Below are 19,701 nucleotides of genomic sequence, written 5' to 3'. Positions count from 1 at the left end.
GAACGAGTCGACGCGGTTGCCGTGCGCCTCCGGGTCGAGACGCCGCTCGGCGAAGGTGAAGATCGCGACGAGTCCGGCGAGCAGGATCGTGCCTTGCAGGAAGAGTGCGGGTCCGTCGACCGCGATCGCGCCCATCGCCGCGATGTGCGCCTTCGTCGTGCCGAAGCCGCGGGCCGCGAGCCCGACCACCGCGGCGAAGGCGGCGGCGAGGGCGACCACGGACACGAACAACTGCGTGTAGTAGCGCGACTTGCGCGGGACGAAGGCTTCGACGAGCACTCCGATGACGGCCGCGCCGATGACGATCAACGTCGGCGAGAGCTGTCCGTACTCGATCTTCGGCGCGTCGATCTTGTCGATCGGATCGGCGGCCATTGTCCACAGGCTGTGGACGGCTGATGCGCTCACTTGGCCGCCTCCACCTCGGGCTTGGGGTCCTTCTTCTGTACGTCGGACATCGTGTGCTTGACCGCCGGGTTCACCAGGTCGGTGAGCGGCTTCGGGTAGACCCCGAGGCCGATCAGGAGCGCGATCAGCGGGGCGACGACGACCAGCTCACGCACCCGCAGGTCGGGCATGGCCGAGACCTCCGGCTTCACGGGGCCCGTCATCGTCCGCTGGTAGAGGACGAGGGTGTAGAGCGCCGCGAGGACGATGCCGACCGTGGCGATGATCCCCACCACCGGATAGCGCGCGAAGGCGCCGACCAGGACGAGGAACTCGCTCACGAAGGGCGCGAGACCCGGCAGCGAGAGCGTGGCGAGACCGCCGATCAGGAAGGTGCCCGCGAGGACGGGGGCCACCTTCTGCACGCCTCCGTAGTCGGCGATCAGGCGCGAGCCGCGCCGCGAGATCAGGAACCCGGCGACCAGCATCAGGGCGGCGGTCGAGATGCCGTGGTTGACCATGTAGAGCGTCGCGCCGGACTGGCCCTGCGAGGTCATGGCGAAGATGCCGAGGATGATGAAGCCGAAGTGCGAGATCGACGCGTACGCCACCAGGCGCTTGATGTCGCGCTGGCCGACCGCGAGCAGCGCTCCGTAGATGATGCTGATCAGGGCGAGTACGAGGATGACCGGCGTCGCCCACTCGCTCGCCTCGGGGAAGAGCCCGAGGCAGAACCGCAGCATCGCGAACGTGCCGACCTTGTCGACCACCGCGGTGATCAGGACGGCGACCGGGGCCGTCGACTCGCCCATCGCGTTCGGCAGCCAGGTGTGCAGCGGCCACAGCGGGGCCTTCACCGCGAAGGCGAAGAAGAAGCCGAGGAAGAGCCACCGCTCGGTGTCGGTCGCCATGTCCAGCGTGCCGTTGGCCCGCGCCTCGGCGATCTCCTGGAGCGAGAAGTTACCGGCCACTACGTAGAGACCGATTACCGCGGCCAGCATGATGAGGCCGCCGACCAGGTTGTACAGGAGGAACTTCACGGCCGCGTACGAGCGCTGCGCCGAGGCGTTCTCGTCGCTGCCCGCGTGGGCGCGGTCCCCGAAGCCGCCGATGAGGAAGTACATCGGGATGAGCATGGCTTCGAAGAAGATGTAGAAGAGGAAGACGTCGGTGGCCTCGAAGGAGATGATCACCATCGCCTCGACGGCCAGGATCAGGGCGAAGAAGCCCTGGGTGGGGCGCCACCGCGACGACCGGGTCTCCAGGGGATCGGCGTCGTGCCAGCCCGCCAGGATGATGAAGGGCATCAGCAGGGCGGTGAGCGCGATGAGCGCCACACCGATGCCGTCGACCCCCAGTTCGTACCGCACCCCGAACTCCGCGATCCAGGAGCGCGATTCGGTCAGTTGATAGCGGGCGCCGTCCGGGTCGAACCGGACGAGCACGGTCACGGCGAGCGCGAGCGTCGCGAGCGAGACGAGCAGCGCGAGCCACTTGGCGGCGGTCCGCCGGGCGGCCGGAACGGCTGCCGTGGCGATCGCGCCGACCGCGGGCAGGGCCGCCGTCGCTGTCAGCAGAGGAAAGGACATCGGTATCAGACCGCCCTCATCAGCAGGGTCGCGGCGATGAGCACCGCAGCGCCGCCGAACATCGAGACCGCGTAGGAGCGGGCGTAGCCGTTCTGCAGTTTGCGCAGCCGCCCGGAGAGGCCGCCGACCGAGGCCGCCGTGCCGTTGACGACTCCGTCGACCAGGGAGTGGTCCACGTAGACCAGGGACCGCGTGAGGTGCTCGCCGCCGCGCACCAGGACGACGTGGTTGAAGTCGTCCTGGAGGAGGTCGCGGCGGGCGGCCCTGGTGAGCAGCGAGCCGCGCGGGGCGGTGACCGGGACCGGCCGGCGTCCGTACTGGACGTAGGCCAGGGCGACGCCGATGACGAGGACCACCATGGTGGCGCCCGTGACGGTGGCGGCGCTGAGCGGCGAGTCGCCGTGGCTGTGCTCGGTGACCGGCTCCAGCCAGTGCGTGAAGCGGTCGCCGATGCTGAAGAACCCGCCCGCGAAGACCGATCCGAAGGCGAGGACGATCATCGGGATCGTCATGGACTTCGGGGACTCGTGCGGGTGCGGCTCGTCGTGCACGCCCTCGGTCTGCGCCGCGGGCTCCGCGTCCGGCTGCTCGGGGGAGGGCGTCGACCGGTGGCGCCAGCGCTCCTCGCCGAAGAAGGTCATGATCATCACGCGCGTCATGTAGTACGCGGTGATGGCCGCGCCCAGGAGGGCCACCGAGCCGAGGATCCAGCCCTCGGCGCCGCCCTTGGCGAACGCCGCCTCGATGATCTTGTCCTTGGAGAAGAAGCCGGAGAGGCCGGGGAAGCCGATGATCGCGAGATAGCCGAGACCGAAGGTCACGAAGGTGACCGGCATGTACTTCCGCAGGCCGCCGTACTTGCGCATGTCGACCTCGTCGTTCATGCCGTGCATGACCGAACCGGCACCGAGGAAGAGCCCGGCCTTGAAGAAGCCGTGCGTCACCAGGTGCATGATCGCGAAGACGTAGCCGACCGGGCCGAGGCCCGCGGCCAGGATCATGTACCCGATCTGGGACATCGTCGATCCGGCGAGCGCCTTCTTGATGTCGTCCTTGGCGCAACCGACGATCGCACCGAAGAGGAGTGTGACCGCTCCGACGACCGTGACGACGAGCTGGGCGTCCGGCGCGGCGTTGAAGATCTCGCCGGAACGGACGATCAGGTACACCCCCGCGGTGACCATGGTCGCGGCGTGGATCAGGGCCGAGACCGGGGTCGGGCCCTCCATCGCGTCGCCGAGCCAGGACTGGAGCGGCACCTGGGCGGACTTGCCGCACGCGGCGAGCAGCAGCATCAGGCCGATGGCGGTCAGCTTGCCTTCCGACGTCTCACCCGTGGCCTCCAGGACCGGCCCGAAGGCGAACGTCCCGAAGGTGGTGAACATCAGCATGATCGCGATCGAGAGGCCCACGTCGCCGACCCGGTTGACCAGGAAGGCCTTCTTCGCGGCGGTGGCCGCGCTGGGCTTGTGCTGCCAGAAGCCGATCAGGAGGTACGAGGCGAGGCCGACGCCCTCCCAGCCGACGTACAGCAGCAGGTAGTTGTCGGCGAGCACCAGGAGGAGCATCGCCGCGAGGAAGAGGTTCAGGTAGCCGAAGAAGCGGCGGCGCCGCTCGTCGTGCTCCATGTACCCGATCGAATAGACGTGGATCAGGGTGCCGACGCCCGAGATGAGCAGCACGAACGTCATCGAGAGCTGGTCGAGCTGGAAGGCGACGTCCGCCTGGAAGCCCTCGACGGGGATCCAGCTGAACAGGTGCTGCGACAGCGAGCGCTCCTCCGCGCCCTTGCCCAGCATGTCGGTGAACAGCACGGCGGCGATGACGAAGGAGGCGGCGGCGAGCAGCGTGCCGAGCCAGTGGCCCACGCGGTCGAGCGCCCGCCCGCCGCACAGCAGTACGGCCGCTCCGAGCAGGGGCGCCGCGACGAGCAGCGCAATCAGGTTCTCCACTTTGAGCGACCCCTTACAGCTTCATCAGGCTGGCGTCGTCGACCGAGGCCGAGTGGCGGGAACGGAAGAGCGACACGATGATCGCGAGCCCGACGACGACCTCCGCGGCGGCGACGACCATCGTGAAGAAGGCGATGATCTGGCCGTCGAGATTGCCGTGCATCCGGGAGAAGGCCACGAACGCGAGGTTGCAGGCGTTGAGCATCAGCTCGATGCACATGAACACCACGATCGCGTTCCGCCTGATGAGCACGCCGGTCGCGCCGATCGCGAACAACAGGGAGGCGAGGTAGAGGTAGTTGACCGGATTCACTTCGACGCCTCCTCGGCCCGCTCGCCCGCGGCCCGCTCGCTGCCGTTCCGCCCGATGTCGGTCCTGCGTGTGTCGGGCCGCTCCAGGCGGTCGGCGGAGCGCTGTTCGAGCGCCCGCAGGTCGTCCAGGGCCTCGCTCGACACGTCACGGATCTGGCCGCGCTCACGCAGCGTCCTGTTGACCGTGAGCTCCGAGGGGGTGCCGTCGGGGAGCAGGCCCGCGATGTCCACGGCGTTGTGCCGTGCGTACACACCGGGGGCGGGCAGGGGCGGCAGGTGCTTGCCCGCGCGCACCCGCTCCTCGGCCATCTCCCGCTGGGTCTTGGCGCGCTCGGTGCGCTCGCGGTGGGTCAGCACCATCGCACCGACCGTGGCGGTGATGAGCAGCGCGCCGGTGATCTCGAAGGCGAAGACGTACTTCGTGAAGATGAGCCCGGCGAGGCCCTCCACGTTGCCGCCGGAGTTCGCCTTGGCCAGGCCGTTGAACTCCTTCACCGAGGCGTTGCCGATGCCCGCGAAGAGCAGCACCGCGAAGCCGAGACCGCACAGGAGGGCGAGCCAGCGCTGGCCCTTGATGGTCTCCTTCAGGGAGTCCGCCGCGGTGACGCCGACGAGCATGACCACGAAGAGGAAGAGCATCATGATCGCGCCGGTGTAGACGACGATCTGGACGATGCCCAGGAAGTACGCGCCGTTGGCGAGGTAGAAGACCGCCAGGATGATCATGGTTCCGGCGAGGCACAGCGCGCTGTGCACCGCCTTCTTCATGAGGATCGTGCACAGGGCGCCGATGACGGCGACCGTGCCCAGCACCCAGAACTGGACGGCCTCGCCGGTGGAGGTGGAGTAGGCGGCGAGCTGCGTCATCGGCCGATCACCTTCTCCGACGCCGGTTCGCCGTCCCCGAAGTCGGCGGCCGCCTCCTGGGGCGTCTCGCCCTTGGAGTAGGCGACCTGGGGCACCGTCCCGGGAGCGGCCTCGGTGACCAGACCTCGGTAGTAGTCCTGCTCGTCCGTGCCGGGGAAGATCGAGTGCGGGCTGTCGACCATGCCCTCTTCGAGGCCGGCGAGCAGCTGCTCCTTGGTGTAGATGAGGTTCTCGCGGCTGCTGTCGGCCAGCTCGAACTCGTTCGTCATCGTCAGCGCGCGCGTGGGGCACGCCTCGATGCACAGGCCGCAGAGGATGCAGCGGGCGTAGTTGATCTGGTACACCCGGCCGTACCGCTCGCCGGGGGAGTACCGCTCCTCATCGGTGTTGTCCGCGCCCTCCACATAGATGGCGTCCGCGGGACAGGCCCAGGCGCAGAGCTCACAGCCGACGCACTTCTCCAGGCCGTCCGGATGGCGGTTCAGCTGGTGCCTGCCGTGGAAGCGGGGAGCGGTGATCTTCTGCTGCTCCGGATACTGCTCGGTCAGCCGCTTCTTGAACATGGCCTTGAAGGTCACGCCGAAGCCCGCGACGGGGTTCTGGAACCCCTGCTTCGATTGGTTCGACTCGTGCGGTGTCTCCCCGCCCGACCCGTGCGGTGTCACCTCGTTCGACTCAGCCATCGGACGCCTCCTTTCCGTCACTTCGGGTTCCGTCACTTTGAGTATCCGGTCCACCACTGACAATCAGCTCCCGCTCCTGACGGGAGCGGCGGCGCGGGACCGGCGGCAGGCTCTGGCCGGGCAGCGGCGGCACGGGGAATCCGCCCGCCATCGGGTCGAAGGCGGCCGGTTCCTCCTCCGCCGCGGCCTCCTTCTCCCGCTTGTCGCGGAAGATGTCGACGACCACGGAGAGCAACAGCAGGGCGATGACCCCGCCGCCGACATAGAGCGCGATCGAGGTGAAGTCGTAGTTCTCGTTCCGCATGGCCCTGACCGTGGCGACGAGCATCAGCCACAGGACGGAGACCGGGATGAGCACCTTCCAGCCGAGCTTCATGAGCTGGTCGTAGCGCACGCGTGGCAGCGTGCCGCGCAGCCAGATGAAGAAGAACAGCAGGAGCTGCACCTTGATCACGAACCAGAGCATCGGCCACCAGCCGTGGTTCGCGCCCTCCCAGAAGGTGCTGACCGGGTACGGGGCCCGCCAGCCGCCCAGGAAGAGGGTGACCGAGACCGCCGAGACGGTGACCATGTTGACGTACTCGGCGAGCATGAACAGCGCGAACTTGATGGAGGAGTACTCGGTGTTGAAGCCACCGACGAGGTCGCCCTCGGACTCCGGCATGTCGAACGGCGCGCGGTTGGTCTCACCGATCATCGTCACGATGTAGATCAGGAACGAGACGGGAAGCAGCAGCACGTACCAGCGGTCGGCCTGCGCCTCCACGATCGCCGAGGTCGACATCGACCCGGAGTAGAGGAAGACGGAGGCGAACGCGGCGCCCATCGCGATCTCGTAGGAGATCATCTGCGCGCAGGAGCGCAGACCGCCGAGGAGCGGGTACGTCGAGCCGGAGCTCCAGCCCGCGAGCACGATGCCGTAGATGCCGACCGAGGCCACCGCGAGGATGTAGAGCATCGCGATCGGCAGGTCGGTGAGCTGCATCGTGGTGCGGTGGCCGAAGATCGAGATCTCGTTGCCCGCAGGTCCGAAGGGGATCACCGCGATCGCCATGAAGGCCGGGATCGCCGCGACGACCGGGGCAAGGATGTAGACCACCTTGTCGGCCCGCTTGACGATGACGTCTTCCTTGAGCATCAGCTTGATGCCGTCCGCCAGGGACTGAAGCATGCCCCAGGGGCCGTGCCGGTTGGGCCCGATGCGCAACTGCATCCAGGCGACGACCTTGCGCTCCCACACGATGGAGAACAGGACCGTCACCATCAGGAACGCGAAGCAGAAGACCGCCTTGACGGCGATCAGCCACCAGGGGTCGCGGCCGAACATGGACAGGTCCTCCGCCGCAAGCGGCACCACGGTGTGCGTCACGACGTCACCTCCGGGGCCTCAGTGGGCTCCGGCAGGACCGCCGGGCCGATGCGGACGAGGTCGCCGGGGCGCGCGCCGGTGTCCGAAGTGACGCCTCCCCCAGTCGAGTTCAACGGCAGCCAGACCACCCGGTCCGGCATCTCGGTGACCTGGAGCGGCAGCGAGGTGGTGCCCGCGGGGCCCGTCACGGCCAGCAGGTCACCGTCCTTCACACCCGCCTCCACGGCCGTGGCCGCGGACACGCGCGCGTGGGCCGCGTGCCGCGTGCCGGCGAGCGCCTCGTCACCGTCCTGGAGGCGGCCCTGGTCGAGCAGCAGCCGGTGGCCCGCGAGAAGGGCCTCTCCGGAGGCGGGCCTCGGCGGCTGGGCCGCCGTCTCCAGGGACTCGGTCGCGTGCGGACCGTCCCAGGCGCCGAGCCGGTCCAGCTCACGGCGGAGGGTCACCAGGTCCGGCAGGCCGAGGTGCACGTCCCCGGCGTCCGCCAGCATGTGCAGCACACGCGCGTCGGTGGGCGCCAGCCTCCGGGTCATCTGGTCCGGCTTGAGCGCGGCGTCGAACATCCGCGCACGCCCTTCCCAGTTGAGGAAGGTGCCCGGCTTCTCCGCGACGGCCGCCACCGGAAGGACGACGTCGGCCCGCTCCGTCACCTCGCTGGGCCGCAGTTCGAGCGAGACCAGGAACCCGACGGCGTCGAGCGCCTCACGCGCGCGTGCCGGATCGGGCAGGTCGGCCACCTCGACGCCCGCCACGAGCAGCGCGCCGAGCTCACCGGTGGCCGCGGCCTCGATGATCTGCCCGGTGTCACGGCCGTAGCGGTGCGGGAGTTCGGCGACGCCCCAGGCGGCGGCGACCTCGTCCCGCGCACGCGGGTCGGTCGCCGGACGGCCGCAGGGCAGCAGCGAGGGCAGCGCGCCCGCCTCGACGGCGGCCCGCTCCCCCGCCCTGCGCGGGATCCACACCAACCGCGCGCCGGTCGCGGAGGCGGCCCGCACGGCGGCGGTGAGTCCGCCGGGCACGGCCGCGAGCCGCTCGCCGACGACGATGACCGCTCCAGGGGAGCGCAGCGCCTCTGCGSCSCYCGYCYTCTCCAGGCCCTTCGTCACATGGGTGGCGAGCGAGAAGGTGCGCTGGCCGTGCTTGCGCCAGGCCTTGCGCAGCCGCAGGAAGACGCCGGGCGCCTCCTCCTCGGACTCGAAACCGGCGAGCAGGACGGCGGGGGCCTTCTCCAGAGCGGCGTACGTGACGCCGGTCCCGTCGAGGTCCAGGCCCCGCCCGGCCACCCGTGCCGCGAGGAAGTCGGCCTCCTCGCTGCTGTGCACGCGCGCGCGGAAGTCGATGTCGTTCGTGTCGAGCGCCACGCGCGCGTACTTGCTGTACGCGTAGGCGTCCTCCACGGTGAGTCTGCCGCCGGTCAGGACCGCGGCCCGGCCGCGCGCGGCGGCGAGACCCCGGGCAGCGGCGTCCAGGGCCTCGGGCCAGCTCGCGGGCGCCAGTTCACCGGTGGCGGCGTCACGCACCAGAGGTGTGGTCAGCCGGTCGGGGCGCTGCGCGTAACGGAAGCCGAAGCGCCCCTTGTCGCACATCCACTCCTCGTTGACCTCGGGGTCGTCCGCCGCGAGGCGCCGCATGACCTTGCCGCGGCGGTGGTCCGTACGGCTGGCGCAGCCGCCCGAGCAGTGCTCGCACACCGAGGGCGAGGACACCAGGTCGAAGGGGCGCGAGCGGAATCGGTACGCCGCCGAGGTGAGCGCGCCGACCGGGCAGATCTGGATGGTGTTCCCGGAGAAGTACGACTCGAAGGGGTCGCCCTCGCCCGTGCCGACCTGCTGGAGGGCGCCGCGCTCGATCAGCTCGATCATCGGGTCGCCGGCGATCTGGTTGGAGAACCGGGTGCAGCGCGCGCACAGCACGCACCGCTCGCGGTCGAGCAGGACCTGCGTGGAGATCGGCACCGGCTTCTCGTACGTCCGCTTCTTGCCCTCGAAGCGGGAGTCCGGGTCACCGACCTGCATCGCCTGGTTCTGCAGAGGGCACTCGCCGCCCTTGTCGCAGACCGGGCAGTCCAGCGGGTGGTTGATGAGCAGCAGCTCCATCACACCGCGCTGCGACTTCTCCGCGACCGGCGAGGTGAGCTGGGACTTCACGACCATGCCGTCGGTGCACGTGATGGTGCAGGACGCCATCGGCTTGCGCTGGCCCTCCACCTCGACGATGCACTGGCGGCAGGCGCCCGCGGGGTCGAGCAGCGGGTGGTCGCAGAAGCGGGGGATCTCGATGCCGAGCAGTTCGGCGGCCCTGATGACCAGCGTCCCCTTGGGCACGCTGATCTCGATGCCGTCGATGGTCAGCGAGACGAGATCCTCCGGCGGTACCGCCGCCTCCCCGCCCCCGGAGGGAGCGCTGTTGGTGGTCACTGTCATGCGTTCACCTCCGTGTGCTGGTCGGCGCGGTCGCTCCAGAGAGTCGACTTGGCCGGGTCGAAGGGGCAGCCCTTGCCGGTGATGTGCTGCTCGTACTCCTCGCGGAAGTACTTCAGCGAGGAGAAGATCGGCGAGGCGGCGCCGTCGCCAAGAGCGCAGAAGGACTTGCCGTTGATGTTGTCGGCGATGTCGTTCAGCTTGTCGAGGTCGGCCATGACGCCCTTGCCCGCCTCGATGTCGCGGAGCAACTGGACGAGCCAGTAGGTGCCTTCACGGCACGGGGTGCACTTGCCGCAGGACTCGTGGGCGTAGAACTCCGTCCAGCGGGTCACCGCCCGCACGACGCACGTCGTCTCGTCGAAGCACTGGAGCGCCTTGGTGCCGAGCATCGAGCCCGCGGCGCCCACCCCCTCGTAGTCCAGCGGGACGTCGAGGTGCTCGTCGGTGAACATCGGCGTCGACGAGCCGCCGGGCGTCCAGAACTTGAGCCGGTGTCCGGCGCGCATGCCGCCGCTCATGTCGAGGAGCTGGCGCAGCGTGATGCCGAGCGGCGCCTCGTACTGGCCGGGGCTGGTGACGTGGCCGCTCAGGGAGTAGAGCGTGAAGCCCGGGGACTTCTCGCTCCCCATGGACTTGAACCAGTCTTTCCCGCGGTTGAGGATCGCGGGAACCGACGCGATGGACTCGACGTTGTTCACCACAGTGGGGCATGCGTAGAGACCCGCGACGGCAGGGAAAGGGGGACGCAGTCGCGGTTGGCCTCGACGGCCTTCGAGCGAGTCGAGCAGCGCGGTCTCCTCACCGCAGATGTACGCGCCCGCGCCCGCGTGCACGGTGAGTTCCAGATCGAGTCCGCTGCCCAGGACGTCCTTGCCGAGGTAGCCCGCCGCATAGGCCTCGCGGACGGCCTCGTGCAGCCTGCGCAGCACGGGGACGACCTCGCCCCGCAGATAGATGAAGGCATGCGAAGAGCGGATCGCGTAGCACGCGATCACGATCCCCTCGATGAGGGAATGCGGGTTCGCGAAGAGGAGCGGGATGTCCTTGCAGGTCCCGGGCTCCGATTCGTCGGCGTTGACAACTAGATAGTGCGGCTTGCCGTCGCCCTGCGGGATGAACTGCCACTTCATGCCGGTGGGGAAGCCCGCGCCGCCGCGGCCCCGCAGGCCCGCGTCCTTCACGTACGCGATGAGGTCGTCGGGGTCCATGGCGAGCGCCTTGCGCAGGCCTTCGTACCCCTCGTGGCGCCGGTAGGTCTCCAGCGTCCAGGACTTCTCCTCGTCCCAGAAGGCGGAGAGGACCGGTGCGAGCAGCTTCTCGGGGCTCGTCTCGTTGTCGATCTCGGCTGCCAAGGTCATCACTCCCCCTCCTCGGCCGTCGGTCCGGCCGGGTGGGCCGGGTCGGATGCCGAGGTCTGCTGCGGTGCGTCGTGCGAGCTCAGGTGCTCGGCGGGCGCCTCGTCCTGCGGTCCGCCCGTGCGCGGGGCGACGACGCGCGGCTGCGGCTCCTCGCCCTTGGCCAGGCGCAGTCCGATCAGCGAGGCGGGGCCCGCGCCGCCGCTCGCCTCGACGGCTCCGGGGCGCTCGTCGGGGAAGCCCGCCAGGATCCGGGCGGTCTCCTTGTACGTGCAGAGCGGTGCGCCGCGGGTGGGTTCGACCGGCACGCCCGCGCGCAGGTCGTCCACGAGCCGCTTGGCGGACGCCGGCGTCTGGTTGTCGAAGAACTCCCAGTTGACCATCACCACGGGGGCGAAGTCGCAGGCGGCGTTGCACTCGATGTGCTCAAGCGTGATCTTGCCGTCCTCGGTGGTCTCGTCGTTGCCGACGCCGAGGTGCTGCTTGAGCTCGTCGAAGATGGCGTCGCCGCCCATCACCGCGCAGAGCGTGTTGGTGCAGACGCCGACCTGGTAGTCGCCGGAGGGCTTGCGCCGGTACATGGTGTAGAAGGTCGCGACGGCCGTGACCTCGGCCGTGGTCAGACCGAGCACGTCGGCGCAGAACTGCATGCCGGTGCGCGTGACGTGCCCCTCCTCCGACTGCACCAGGTGCAGCAGCGGGAGGAGCGCGGAGCGCGACCCCGGATAGCGGGCGATGATCTCCTTGGCGTCCGCCTCCAGCCTGGCGCGGACGTCGGCCGGGTAGTCGGGGGCGGGGAGTTGGGGCATGCCCAGGCTGACGCCCGTGCCCTGCTCGGAAGAGGGAGTGGTGGTCACCGGTCGACGCCTCCCATCACGGGGTCGATGGACGCGACGGCGACGATGACGTCGGCGACCTGGCCGCCCTCGCACATCGCCGCCATGGCCTGGAGGTTGGTGAAGGACGGGTCGCGGAAGTGGACCCGGTAGGGGCGGGTGCCGCCGTCGGAGACGACATGCACGCCGAGCTCGCCCTTGGGCGACTCGACCGCGGTGTACGCCTGTCCGGCCGGTACCCGGAAGCCCTCGGTCACCAGCTTGAAGTGGTGGATCAGGGACTCCATGGAGGTGCCCATGATCTTCTTGATGTGGTCGAGCGAGTTGCCGAGGCCGTCCGGGCCGAGCGCGAGCTGCGCGGGCCAGGCGATCTTCTTGTCGGCGACCATGACCGGTCCCGGGGCGAGCCGGTCCAGGCACTGCTCGACGATGCGCAGCGACTGGCGCATCTCCTCGAGGCGGATCAGGAAGCGCCCGTAGGAGTCGCAGGTGTCGGCGGTCGGGACGTCGAACTCGTAGTTCTCGTAACCGCAGTAGGGCTGCGACTTGCGCAGGTCGTGCGGCAGGCCCGCCGAGCGCAGGACCGGGCCCGTGGCGCCGAGCGCCATGCAGCCGGTCAGGTCGAGATAGCCGACGTCCTGCATGCGGGCCTTGAAGATGGGGTTCCCGGTGGCGAGCTTGTCGTACTCCGGGAGGTTCTTCTTCATCTTCTTCACGAACTCGCGGAGCTGGTCCACCGCGCCGGGCGGCAGGTCCTGGGCGAGCCCGCCCGGCCGGATGTACGCGTGGTTCATGCGCAGGCCGGTGATGAGTTCGTAGAGATCGAGAATGAGTTCACGATCACGGAAGCCGTAGATCATGATCGTGGTCGCGCCGAGCTCCATGCCGCCGGTGGCGATGCACACCAGGTGCGAGGAGAGGCGGTTGAGCTCCATGAGCAGCACGCGGATGACCGAGGCGCGGTCGGGGATCTGGTCCTCGATGCCGAGGAGCTTCTCGACCCCGAGGCAGTAGGCCGTCTCGTTGAAGAACGGCGTGAGGTAGTCCATGCGCGTGACGAACGTCGTGCCCTGCGTCCACGTGCGGTATTCGAGGTTCTTCTCGATGCCCGTGTGCAGATAGCCGATGCCGCAGCGGGCCTCGGAGACCGTCTCGCCCTCGATCTCCAGGATGAGGCGGAGCACACCGTGCGTGGACGGGTGCTGCGGGCCCATGTTGACAATGATGCGCTCGTCGTCGGCTTTGGCCGCGGACTGGACGACCTCGTCCCAGTCGCCGCCGGTGACCGTGTAGACGGTCCCCTCGGTCGTCTCGCGGGCCCCGGAGGCGTGCGAGGCGGATGGAGAAGTGGACATCAGGTGTACGACCTCCGCTGGTCCGGAGCCGGGATCTGGGCGCCCTTGTACTCGACGGGGATGCCGCCGAGCGGGTAGTCCTTGCGCTGGGGGAAGCCCTGCCAGTCGTCCGGCATCATGATCCGGGTGAGGGCCGGGTGGCCTTCGAAGACGAGGCCGAAGAAGTCGTACGCCTCGCGCTCGTGCCAGTCGTTGGTCGGGTAGACGGCGACCAGCGAGGGCAGCCGCGGGTCCGCGTCGGGGACGCTCACCTCCAGCCGGATCAGCCGGTTGTGGGTGAGCGAGCGCAGGTGGTAGACGGCGTGCAGCTCGCGGCCCTTGTCCTCGAGGAAGTGCACCCCGGAGACGCCGGTGCAGAGCTCGAAGCGCAGGGCCGGGTCGTCCCGCAGGGTGCGCGCCACGCGCGGGAGGTGTTCGCGCGCGATGTGGAAGGTCAGCTCGCCGCGGTCGACGACCGTCTTCTCGATGGCGTTCTCCGGGAGGAGGTCCTGCTCCTCCAGGGCGCCCTCCAGCTCGTCGGCGACCTCGTCGAACCAGCCGCCGTAGGGACGCGACGACGCGCCGGGCAGCGTGATGGTCCTGACGAGCCCGCCGTAGCCGGAGGTGTCGCCGCCGTTCTCGGCGCCGAACATGCCCCGGCGGACGCGGATGACCTCGCCGCCCTCGTCGCGCGGGGCGGGGACGCCGTTCGCGGTTCCGTTCTCGTTCTCCTCGCTCACCGCAGCAGCCCCTTCATCTCGATGGTGGGGAGCGCCTTGAGGGCCGCCTCCTCCGCCTCGCGTGCCGCTTCCTCCGCGTTCACGCCGAGCTTGGAGCCCTGGATCTTCTGGTGGAGCTTGAGGATCGCGTCCATCAGCATCTCCGGCCGCGGCGGACAGCCGGGCAAATAGATGTCAACAGGGACGACATGGTCCACACCCTGCACAATCGCGTAATTGTTGAACATCCCGCCCGATGAAGCGCAAACCCCCATCGAGATGACCCACTTGGGGTTGGGCATCTGGTCATAGACCTGCCGCAGGACGGGCGCCATCTTCTGGCTGACCCGGCCCGCCACGATCATCAGATCGGCCTGGCGCGGTGAACCGCGGAAGACCTCCATGCCGAAGCGCGCCAGGTCGTACCGGCCCGCGCCCGTCGTCATCATCTCGATGGCGCAGCACGCGAGACCGAACGTGGCGGGGAAGACGGATGACTTGCGCACCCAGCCCGCGGCTTGTTCGACGGTGGTCAGCAGAAAACCGCTCGGCAGTTTCTCTTCGAGTCCCATGCTCTTTGGCCCCTCAGACCTTTAGTCCCATTCCAGGCCGCCGCGCCGCCATACGTACGCGTACGCGACGAAGACGGTGAGCACGAAGAGCAGCATCTCCACGAGCCCGAAAATCCCCAGCGCGTCGAAGGTGACGGCCCAGGGGTAGAGGAAGACGATCTCGATGTCGAAGACGATGAAGAGCATCGCCGTCAGGTAGTACTTGATGGGAAATCGCCCACCACCGGCCGGCGTCGGCGTTGGTTCGATACCGCACTCATAGGCCTCTAGCTTTGCGCGGTTGTACCGCTTTGGACCGATAAGCGTGGCCATGACCACGGAGAAGATCGCAAAGCCTGCCCCGAGGGCTCCCAGCACGAGGATGGGCGCATAGGCATTCACGCTCCTCGCTCCTCTCAGTCGGCACTGACTGTTGGCGGTTGCGTCGGCCCTGAGCCCTGCATCCCATCTGAAGATCGCTCACATGTGAAGCAGGTCACAAGCCCAACTGCCCCGCATCTTATGCCCGGCGGTCTGTGATCTGCGACACGGGGTGCGACAACGGCTTTGTGATCTCCACCACCTGACGAAGGATCATGAAGTCGGATGAGCGGTGATCTTCGTACGCGAAGCGCCTGAGTGATCACTAGAGGTGACATCTCAGCGCGTCATCGCTGGTCGAGGGGGTGTTGCCCTATCAAGAGTTGGCAGCTACAGGCAAATTGGCGCTGGACGTGATCGCTTGATAGAGGCACCGCGTTCACACGTTGGCGGCAACGGTGTGGACGAAAGTGGACACGTGCACCGATTCACGAGCGGAAGGGTCCATGCCGCGAGGAGACCCGCGGCCACCCGCCGAACGGTTCGGGAGCCGTCACGCGGGCAGCCGAAAAGTACGGGAGATCTCAGGGAGGTCTCAGCAAGATCTCAGGGAGACCCCTGAGGGGGTTACGGTGTGACCTGCACCACACGGCGCCGAGGGGTGGAAACACGGGGCTTGGCCAACTGGCTCAACCGGTGGTAGACCGCGGGCAATTCGGGCGTATCGCTGAAAACCCTTGATCACAGGCGTGATCACCCGTGTCCGCATTGCCCGTTACGGCGTCAATAAGGAGCGACACGCCCGGGATTCGGGGCCCAGAACGGCAACTGTGGCGCACCACACGTTTCTTGATGGGAACCATGAGTCCCTGATAGCGGTTGTTCTCATGTCCCACACCGCTCACATACCCAGCCACCGGAAGCCCCGTCGCAGCGCCTCCAAGATCGCCCTGCGCGCCGGAGTCGCCGGTGGCGTCCTCAGCACCCTGGCAGTGGCCGCGGCGGCCGGTACGGCGAACGCGGCCGAGCCGGTGACCGAGACCATCGAGATGCCCACGCTCACCACCGATCTGTCCGCGCAGATCGCCCAGTCGGCGGACGCCACCCAGCAGGCCGCCGACACCTACGAGTCCCGCGCCGAGCAGGACGCCGCCGCCACCAAGGCCGCCAAGCAGGCCAAGGAAGACCAGGCGCAGGCCGAGAAGAAGGCCGAGGCCAAGCGCAAGGCCGAGGCCGCCGCGAAGAAGAAGGCGGACGAGGAGCGCGCCTCCCGGTCCACCGAGCGGACGAACCTCTCGACGCAGACCACCTCCGCCGGCTCCTCCGACTCGGCCCCCGCTCCGGCCAGCGGCAGCGTCGGCTCGGTGATCAGCTTCCTCAAGGCGCAGCTCGGCGACGCCTACGTGATGGGCGCCTCCGGCCCCAACGCCTGGGACTGCTCCAGCCTGGTACAGGCCGCGTTCAAGCAGGCGGGCGTGGACCTTCCGCGCGTCTCGCAGGACCAGTCGACGATGGGCACCGAGGTCGGCACCTCGAACCTGCAGGTCGGCGACATCCTGTACTGGGGCGGCAAGGGCTCCGCGTTCCACGTGGGTGTGTACATCGGTAACGGCCAGTACCTCGACGCCGCCAACCCCGGCAAGGGCGTCGTCATCCAGGACCTGTCGGGCTACCCGGCCTCGGGCGCCGTGCGCGTCCTCTGACGGCCTTCTGAGCAACGCGTAAGGGCCGGAGCCACCCTCGGGGTGGCTCCGGCCCTTACGCGCGCCCTGGGGCGCTCTCACGCGATACGAAAGTCAGCTCTTCGGCGCGGCCGAGCTCAGCTCTTCGGCGACAGTTCCGCCATGCGCGACCAACCGGTGCCCGGAATCTCCGTGTTCACGATCTCCGGCACCTCCGCGATCGCCTCGGACATCGTCTCCATGGCGGCCTTGAAGTGGTCCGAGCCGACGTGCGCGGCGCCCGCGTCCCCGTCGGCGAAGGCCTCAAGGAGCACGAACTGGTTCGGGTCCTCGACCGACCTGGACCACTCGAAGAAGACGTTGCCCGGCTCCGCGCGCGTGGCGGCGGTGAATGCGGCGGTCCGCTCGATCCAGCTCTCGCTGTGCTCGGGACGGACGGTGAACTTGACGGCAATAAATATCATGCGTCCATTTTGCACCGTACCGTGCGGACCGCCCACCGGGGTTACGCCTTCGGTGCCACCTTGCTCAGCCCGTTGATGATGCGGTCCATGGCGTCGCCGCCCGTCGGGTCCGTGAGGTTCGCCAGCATCTTCAGCGTGAACCTCATGAGGACGGGGTGGGTCAGACCGCGCTGCGTCGCGATCTTCATGACCTTCGGGTTGCCGATGAGCTTCACGAAGGCACGGCCCAGCGAGTAGTACCCCCCGTAGGTCTCCTTGAGCGTCTTCGGGTAGTTCTGGAGTGCCAGTTCGCGCTGGGCCGGGGTGGCACGCGCGTGTGCCTGCACGATGACGTCCGCCGCGATCTGGCCGGACTCCATTGCGTACGCGATGCCCTCGCCGTTGAACGGGTTCACCAGGCCGCCCGCGTCGCCCACCAGGAGCAGGCCTCTGGTGTAGTGCGGCTGGCGGTTGAAGGCCATCGGCAGGGCGGCGCCGCGGATCGGCATCGTCATGTTGTCCGGGGTGTAGCCCCAGTCCTCCGGCATCGAGGCGCACCAGGCCTTCAGGACCTCGCGCCAGTCGAGCTCCTTGAAGGCGGCGGAGGTGTTCAGGACACCGAGGCCGACGTTGGACGTGCCGTCGCCCATGCCGAAGATCCAGCCGTAGCCCGGGAGCAGCCGGTCCTCGCCGGGACCGCGGCGGTCCCACAGTTCGAGCCAGGACTCCAGGTAGTCGTCGTCGTGGCGCGGCGAGGTGAAGTACGTCCGCACGGCCACGCCCATCGGTCGGTCCTCGCGGCGGTGCAGCCCCATGGCGAGGGAGATGCGCGAGGAGTTGCCGTCGGCCGCGACGACCAGCGGGGCGTGGAAGGTGACCGGGGTCTTCTCCTCGCCGAGCTTGGCGTGCACGCCGGTGATGCGGCCGGTGCGGTCGTCGATGACCGGCTCACCGACGTTGCACCGCTCGTGCAGCCTGGCGCCCGCCTTCTGCGCCTGCCGGGCGAGCTGCTCGTCGAAGTCGTCGCGCTTGCGCACGAGGCCGTAGTCGGGATAGGAGGCGAGATCCGGCCAGTCGAGCTGGAGGCGCGAGCCGCCGCCGATGATGCGGAGGCCCTTGTTCCGCAGCCATCCGGCCTCTTCGGAGATGTCGATGCCCATGGAGACGAGCTGCTTGGTGGCGCGGGGCGTGAGCCCGTCACCGCAGACCTTCTCGCGCGGAAACGCGGTCTTCTCAAGGAGGAGGACGTCGAGCCCGGCCTTCGCCAAGTAGTAGGCCGTCGTCGAACCGGCGGGCCCGGCTCCGACGACGATGACGTCCGCGGTGTGTTCGGAGAGGGGCTCGGTCACGGCGGGTTCTCCCCAAGGATCGAAAACTGTGTGCCGACCGGCACGGGATATGGGCAGTCTATGAGGCGGTACCGATCTACCAGCCGAAGGGCCACACGTGACCGAGCAGACCCAGACCCTGCCCGCCGCAACGCTCCCCGTCGTACGGCTGCGTGTCCCCACGCACGAGGACGCCTTCACCTGGCACCGGCTCTTCGACGACTCCGAGGTCATGGAGTTCCTCGGCGGCGGGTCCGCGGAGCTCTCCTTCTACGAGGAGCTGACGGCGAGACAGCGCAGACACGACGCCGAACGCGGCTACTGCCTCTGGACCTTGCTGGACGCCGCGGGCTTCCCCATCGGCTTCGCGGGCGCGCAGCCCTGGACGCGCCCGTGGGGCCCGACCGGCGAGATCGAGATCGGCTGGCGGCTCGGCCGCGCCGCCTGGGGCAAGGGGTACGCGACGGCCGCCGCGCGCGCCACCCTCGACCGGCTGCGGGCGGCGGGCGTGCCCGGCGTGGTCGCGCTGGTCGACCCCGGCAACGAACGCTCCGCCGCCGTGGCCCGGCGGCTCGGCATGGTGCTCGGCGAGACGTTCACCAGGCCGGAGCCGTCGGGTGCGGACGGTGCGCCGCGCGCGGCGCACTGCTTCAGGCTGGCTCTGTAGCGCTCAGAGCCTGCGTCATATCCCCTGCCGGGCGTGCGACGCACGCTGGTCCGACCGGGGATATGACACAGGCTCTCAGGCCGTGAGCCGCCAGGTGTCCAGCGCCGTCGCGTGTGTCTTCGCGCCCTTCGCCGTCGACCAGGCACTCTCGCGCCAGGAGAGCTGGATCGCGTACTCCGTGCCGTTCTCCGCGATGTAGCTCTGGTTCAGGGCGTGGATCGCGCGGCCCGACTTGTCCGTGTAGGAGTACTCCCAGAGCGCGCCGTCCTGCCCCTCGAAGGTGTTCACCTCCATGCGGATACGCCGGTAGTCGGACTTGTCCGGCGCCTTCTCGGTGTGCTCCTCGATGTTGATGAAGTTCTCGTACGAGGTGTAGGGCGCGGACGTGACCACGCCGACCAGGAACTCCTCGCGGCCCGACCCCGCGTAGGTGATCTGGCCCGGCCGCTCCGGGTCCACGGCCTGCCGGGTCCAGCCCTTGGGGACGGCGAAGGAGAACCCCTCGTCGTCCGTCACCCGCACGGTGCCCGCGGGAGCCTGCTTCTCGTCGGCGGCTCCCGGCTCGTCGCTGCTCCCCGGCTCCGGCGTGTCGGTCCCCGGTCGCTCGGAGATCAGCGGGCTCGGCTGCTCGCTCGGCTGCTCGGAGGGCTCGGCCGAGGGCTTGCCGTCCTCGGCCGCTGCGGCGGGCTTGCCGTCCTTGCCGTCCTGCCAGATCAGGATTCCGGCGGTCACGCCGCCGCCGATGAGGAACGCCCCGGCGAGGGTCGCCACCCAGATCCGGGCCCGGCCACGCGGCTTGGCGGCGGCCGGGGCGGCCGGGGCGGCCTGCCGTCCGATGTGCACGGCGTGCGGGTCGTGGGCGGAGACGGTCTGCTCCTACGGGGAC

General features: G+C 69.0%; 17 protein-coding genes and 2 pseudogenes. 2 read left to right on the top strand and 17 right to left on the bottom strand.

Going from position 1 to position 19,701, the window contains the following annotated elements:
- From AB8Z36_RS05060 to AB8Z36_RS04995, 14 genes and pseudogenes are all read right to left on the bottom strand, one after another.
- A pseudogene (locus AB8Z36_RS05060) lies at positions 1 to 408 on the bottom strand (NADH-quinone oxidoreductase subunit NuoN); the annotation flags it as partial.
- Entirely contained in the window at positions 405 to 1,976 is a 1,572-nt protein-coding gene (locus AB8Z36_RS05055) for an NADH-quinone oxidoreductase subunit M (RefSeq protein WP_369211944.1), read from the bottom strand. The gene AB8Z36_RS05055 and the pseudogene AB8Z36_RS05060, both read right to left, overlap by 4 nt.
- Positions 1,977 to 1,981: 5 nt before the next feature.
- Positions 1,982 to 3,928, bottom strand: a complete 1,947-nt coding sequence (gene nuoL, locus AB8Z36_RS05050) for an NADH-quinone oxidoreductase subunit L (protein WP_369211943.1) — start codon at positions 3,926 to 3,928, stop codon at positions 1,982 to 1,984.
- A 13-nt stretch (positions 3,929 to 3,941) separates the two neighbouring features.
- Entirely contained in the window at positions 3,942 to 4,241 is a 300-nt protein-coding gene (gene nuoK, locus AB8Z36_RS05045; RefSeq protein ID WP_369211942.1) for an NADH-quinone oxidoreductase subunit NuoK, read from the bottom strand.
- A complete protein-coding gene (locus AB8Z36_RS05040; RefSeq protein WP_369211941.1) occupies positions 4,238 to 5,107 on the bottom strand; it encodes an NADH-quinone oxidoreductase subunit J in 870 nt (289 codons plus the stop codon). Before AB8Z36_RS05040 ends, nuoK begins: the two co-directional genes overlap by 4 nt.
- Positions 5,104 to 5,790 (bottom strand): NADH-quinone oxidoreductase subunit NuoI, encoded by a 687-nt coding sequence (gene nuoI / locus AB8Z36_RS05035; protein WP_369211940.1) that lies wholly within the window; start codon positions 5,788 to 5,790, stop codon positions 5,104 to 5,106. The genes AB8Z36_RS05040 and nuoI overlap by 4 nt, the downstream gene beginning before the upstream one ends.
- Positions 5,783 to 7,117, bottom strand: coding sequence for an NADH-quinone oxidoreductase subunit NuoH (gene nuoH / locus AB8Z36_RS05030; RefSeq protein ID WP_369211946.1), 1,335 nt, complete (start codon positions 7,115 to 7,117; stop codon positions 5,783 to 5,785). Before nuoH ends, nuoI begins: the two co-directional genes overlap by 8 nt.
- 38 nt (positions 7,118 to 7,155) lie before the next feature.
- Positions 7,156 to 9,579 (bottom strand): annotated as a pseudogene (locus tag AB8Z36_RS05025) (NADH-quinone oxidoreductase subunit G).
- Complete coding sequence (nuoF, locus tag AB8Z36_RS05020; RefSeq protein WP_369211939.1) at positions 9,576 to 10,937, bottom strand: NADH-quinone oxidoreductase subunit NuoF; 1,362 nt, start codon at positions 10,935 to 10,937, stop codon at positions 9,576 to 9,578. Before nuoF ends, AB8Z36_RS05025 begins: the two are co-directional and overlap by 4 nt.
- Positions 10,937 to 11,743 (bottom strand): NADH-quinone oxidoreductase subunit NuoE, encoded by an 807-nt coding sequence (nuoE, locus tag AB8Z36_RS05015; RefSeq protein WP_369211945.1) that lies wholly within the window; start codon positions 11,741 to 11,743, stop codon positions 10,937 to 10,939. Before nuoE ends, nuoF begins: the two co-directional genes overlap by 1 nt.
- A 44-nt stretch (positions 11,744 to 11,787) precedes the next feature.
- A complete protein-coding gene (locus AB8Z36_RS05010; RefSeq protein ID WP_369211938.1) occupies positions 11,788 to 13,125 on the bottom strand; it encodes an NADH-quinone oxidoreductase subunit D in 1,338 nt (445 codons plus the stop codon).
- Entirely contained in the window at positions 13,125 to 13,844 is a 720-nt protein-coding gene (locus AB8Z36_RS05005; RefSeq protein WP_369211937.1) for an NADH-quinone oxidoreductase subunit C, read from the bottom strand. The genes AB8Z36_RS05010 and AB8Z36_RS05005 overlap by 1 nt, the downstream gene beginning before the upstream one ends.
- Positions 13,841 to 14,395 carry a NuoB/complex I 20 kDa subunit family protein gene (locus AB8Z36_RS05000; protein ID WP_031035164.1) on the bottom strand — a complete coding sequence of 185 codons (555 nt, stop codon included), beginning with the start codon at positions 14,393 to 14,395 and terminating at the stop codon, positions 13,841 to 13,843. Before AB8Z36_RS05000 ends, AB8Z36_RS05005 begins: the two co-directional genes overlap by 4 nt.
- 21 nt (positions 14,396 to 14,416) lie before the next feature.
- On the bottom strand, positions 14,417 to 14,776 hold the full coding sequence (locus AB8Z36_RS04995; protein ID WP_003992243.1) for an NADH-quinone oxidoreductase subunit A: 360 nt from the start codon (positions 14,774 to 14,776) through the stop codon (positions 14,417 to 14,419).
- Positions 14,777 to 15,582: 806 nt separating this feature from the next.
- Here AB8Z36_RS04995 and AB8Z36_RS04990 point away from each other — a divergent pair.
- Positions 15,583 to 16,398 carry a C40 family peptidase gene (locus AB8Z36_RS04990; RefSeq protein ID WP_369211936.1) on the top strand — a complete coding sequence of 272 codons (816 nt, stop codon included), beginning with the start codon at positions 15,583 to 15,585 and terminating at the stop codon, positions 16,396 to 16,398.
- 116 nt (positions 16,399 to 16,514) lie between these two features.
- Here the strand turns inward: AB8Z36_RS04990 and AB8Z36_RS04985 are convergent, their stop codons facing one another.
- Together AB8Z36_RS04985 and AB8Z36_RS04980 are read right to left on the bottom strand one after the other, a co-directional pair.
- Positions 16,515 to 16,841, bottom strand: coding sequence for a putative quinol monooxygenase (locus AB8Z36_RS04985; RefSeq protein ID WP_369211935.1), 327 nt, complete (start codon positions 16,839 to 16,841; stop codon positions 16,515 to 16,517).
- 41 nt (positions 16,842 to 16,882) lie between these two features.
- Entirely contained in the window at positions 16,883 to 18,169 is a 1,287-nt protein-coding gene (locus AB8Z36_RS04980) for a geranylgeranyl reductase family protein (protein WP_369211934.1), read from the bottom strand.
- 97 nt (positions 18,170 to 18,266) lie between these two features.
- Between AB8Z36_RS04980 and AB8Z36_RS04975 the strand changes: the two genes are divergently transcribed.
- Positions 18,267 to 18,815 carry a GNAT family N-acetyltransferase gene (locus tag AB8Z36_RS04975; RefSeq protein ID WP_369211933.1) on the top strand — a complete coding sequence of 183 codons (549 nt, stop codon included), beginning with the start codon at positions 18,267 to 18,269 and terminating at the stop codon, positions 18,813 to 18,815.
- Positions 18,816 to 18,890: 75 nt separating this feature from the next.
- On the opposite strand, the gene AB8Z36_RS04970 is transcribed toward AB8Z36_RS04975, so the two are convergent.
- On the bottom strand, positions 18,891 to 19,658 hold the full coding sequence (locus AB8Z36_RS04970; protein ID WP_369211932.1) for a hypothetical protein: 768 nt from the start codon (positions 19,656 to 19,658) through the stop codon (positions 18,891 to 18,893).
- Positions 19,659 to 19,701 lie beyond the last annotated feature (43 nt).

The organism is Streptomyces flavofungini (genome assembly GCF_041028215.1).
Classification (GTDB): Bacteria; Actinomycetota; Actinomycetes; order Streptomycetales; family Streptomycetaceae; genus Streptomyces; species Streptomyces flavofungini_B.
Note: the sequence above shows the minus strand (reverse complement) of the source record. Positions and strands in the feature narration are given on the sequence as shown.

Bases quoted from the DNA above. Each gene is read 5' to 3' on its own strand.
- nuoE (WP_369211945.1), bottom strand. From the start codon at position 11,743: ATGCCCCAACTCCCCGCCCCCGACTACCCGGCCGACGTCCGCGCCAGG.
- AB8Z36_RS05040 (WP_369211941.1), bottom strand. From the start codon at position 5,107: ATGACGCAGCTCGCCGCCTACTCCACCTCCACCGGCGAGGCCGTCCAG.
- AB8Z36_RS04990 (WP_369211936.1), top strand. From the start codon at position 15,583: ATGTCCCACACCGCTCACATACCCAGCCACCGGAAGCCCCGTCGCAGC.
- AB8Z36_RS04985 (WP_369211935.1), bottom strand. From the start codon at position 16,841: ATGATATTTATTGCCGTCAAGTTCACCGTCCGTCCCGAGCACAGCGAG.
- nuoF (WP_369211939.1), bottom strand. From the start codon at position 10,937: ATGACCTTGGCAGCCGAGATCGACAACGAGACGAGCCCCGAGAAGCTG.
- nuoH (WP_369211946.1), bottom strand. From the start codon at position 7,117: ATGTTCGGCCGCGACCCCTGGTGGCTGATCGCCGTCAAGGCGGTCTTC.
- AB8Z36_RS05055 (WP_369211944.1), bottom strand. From the start codon at position 1,976: ATGTCCTTTCCTCTGCTGACAGCGACGGCGGCCCTGCCCGCGGTCGGC.
- AB8Z36_RS05010 (WP_369211938.1), bottom strand. From the start codon at position 13,125: ATGTCCACTTCTCCATCCGCCTCGCACGCCTCCGGGGCCCGCGAGACG.
- nuoI (WP_369211940.1), bottom strand. From the start codon at position 5,790: ATGGCTGAGTCGAACGAGGTGACACCGCACGGGTCGGGCGGGGAGACA.
- AB8Z36_RS05000 (WP_031035164.1), bottom strand. From the start codon at position 14,395: ATGGGACTCGAAGAGAAACTGCCGAGCGGTTTTCTGCTGACCACCGTC.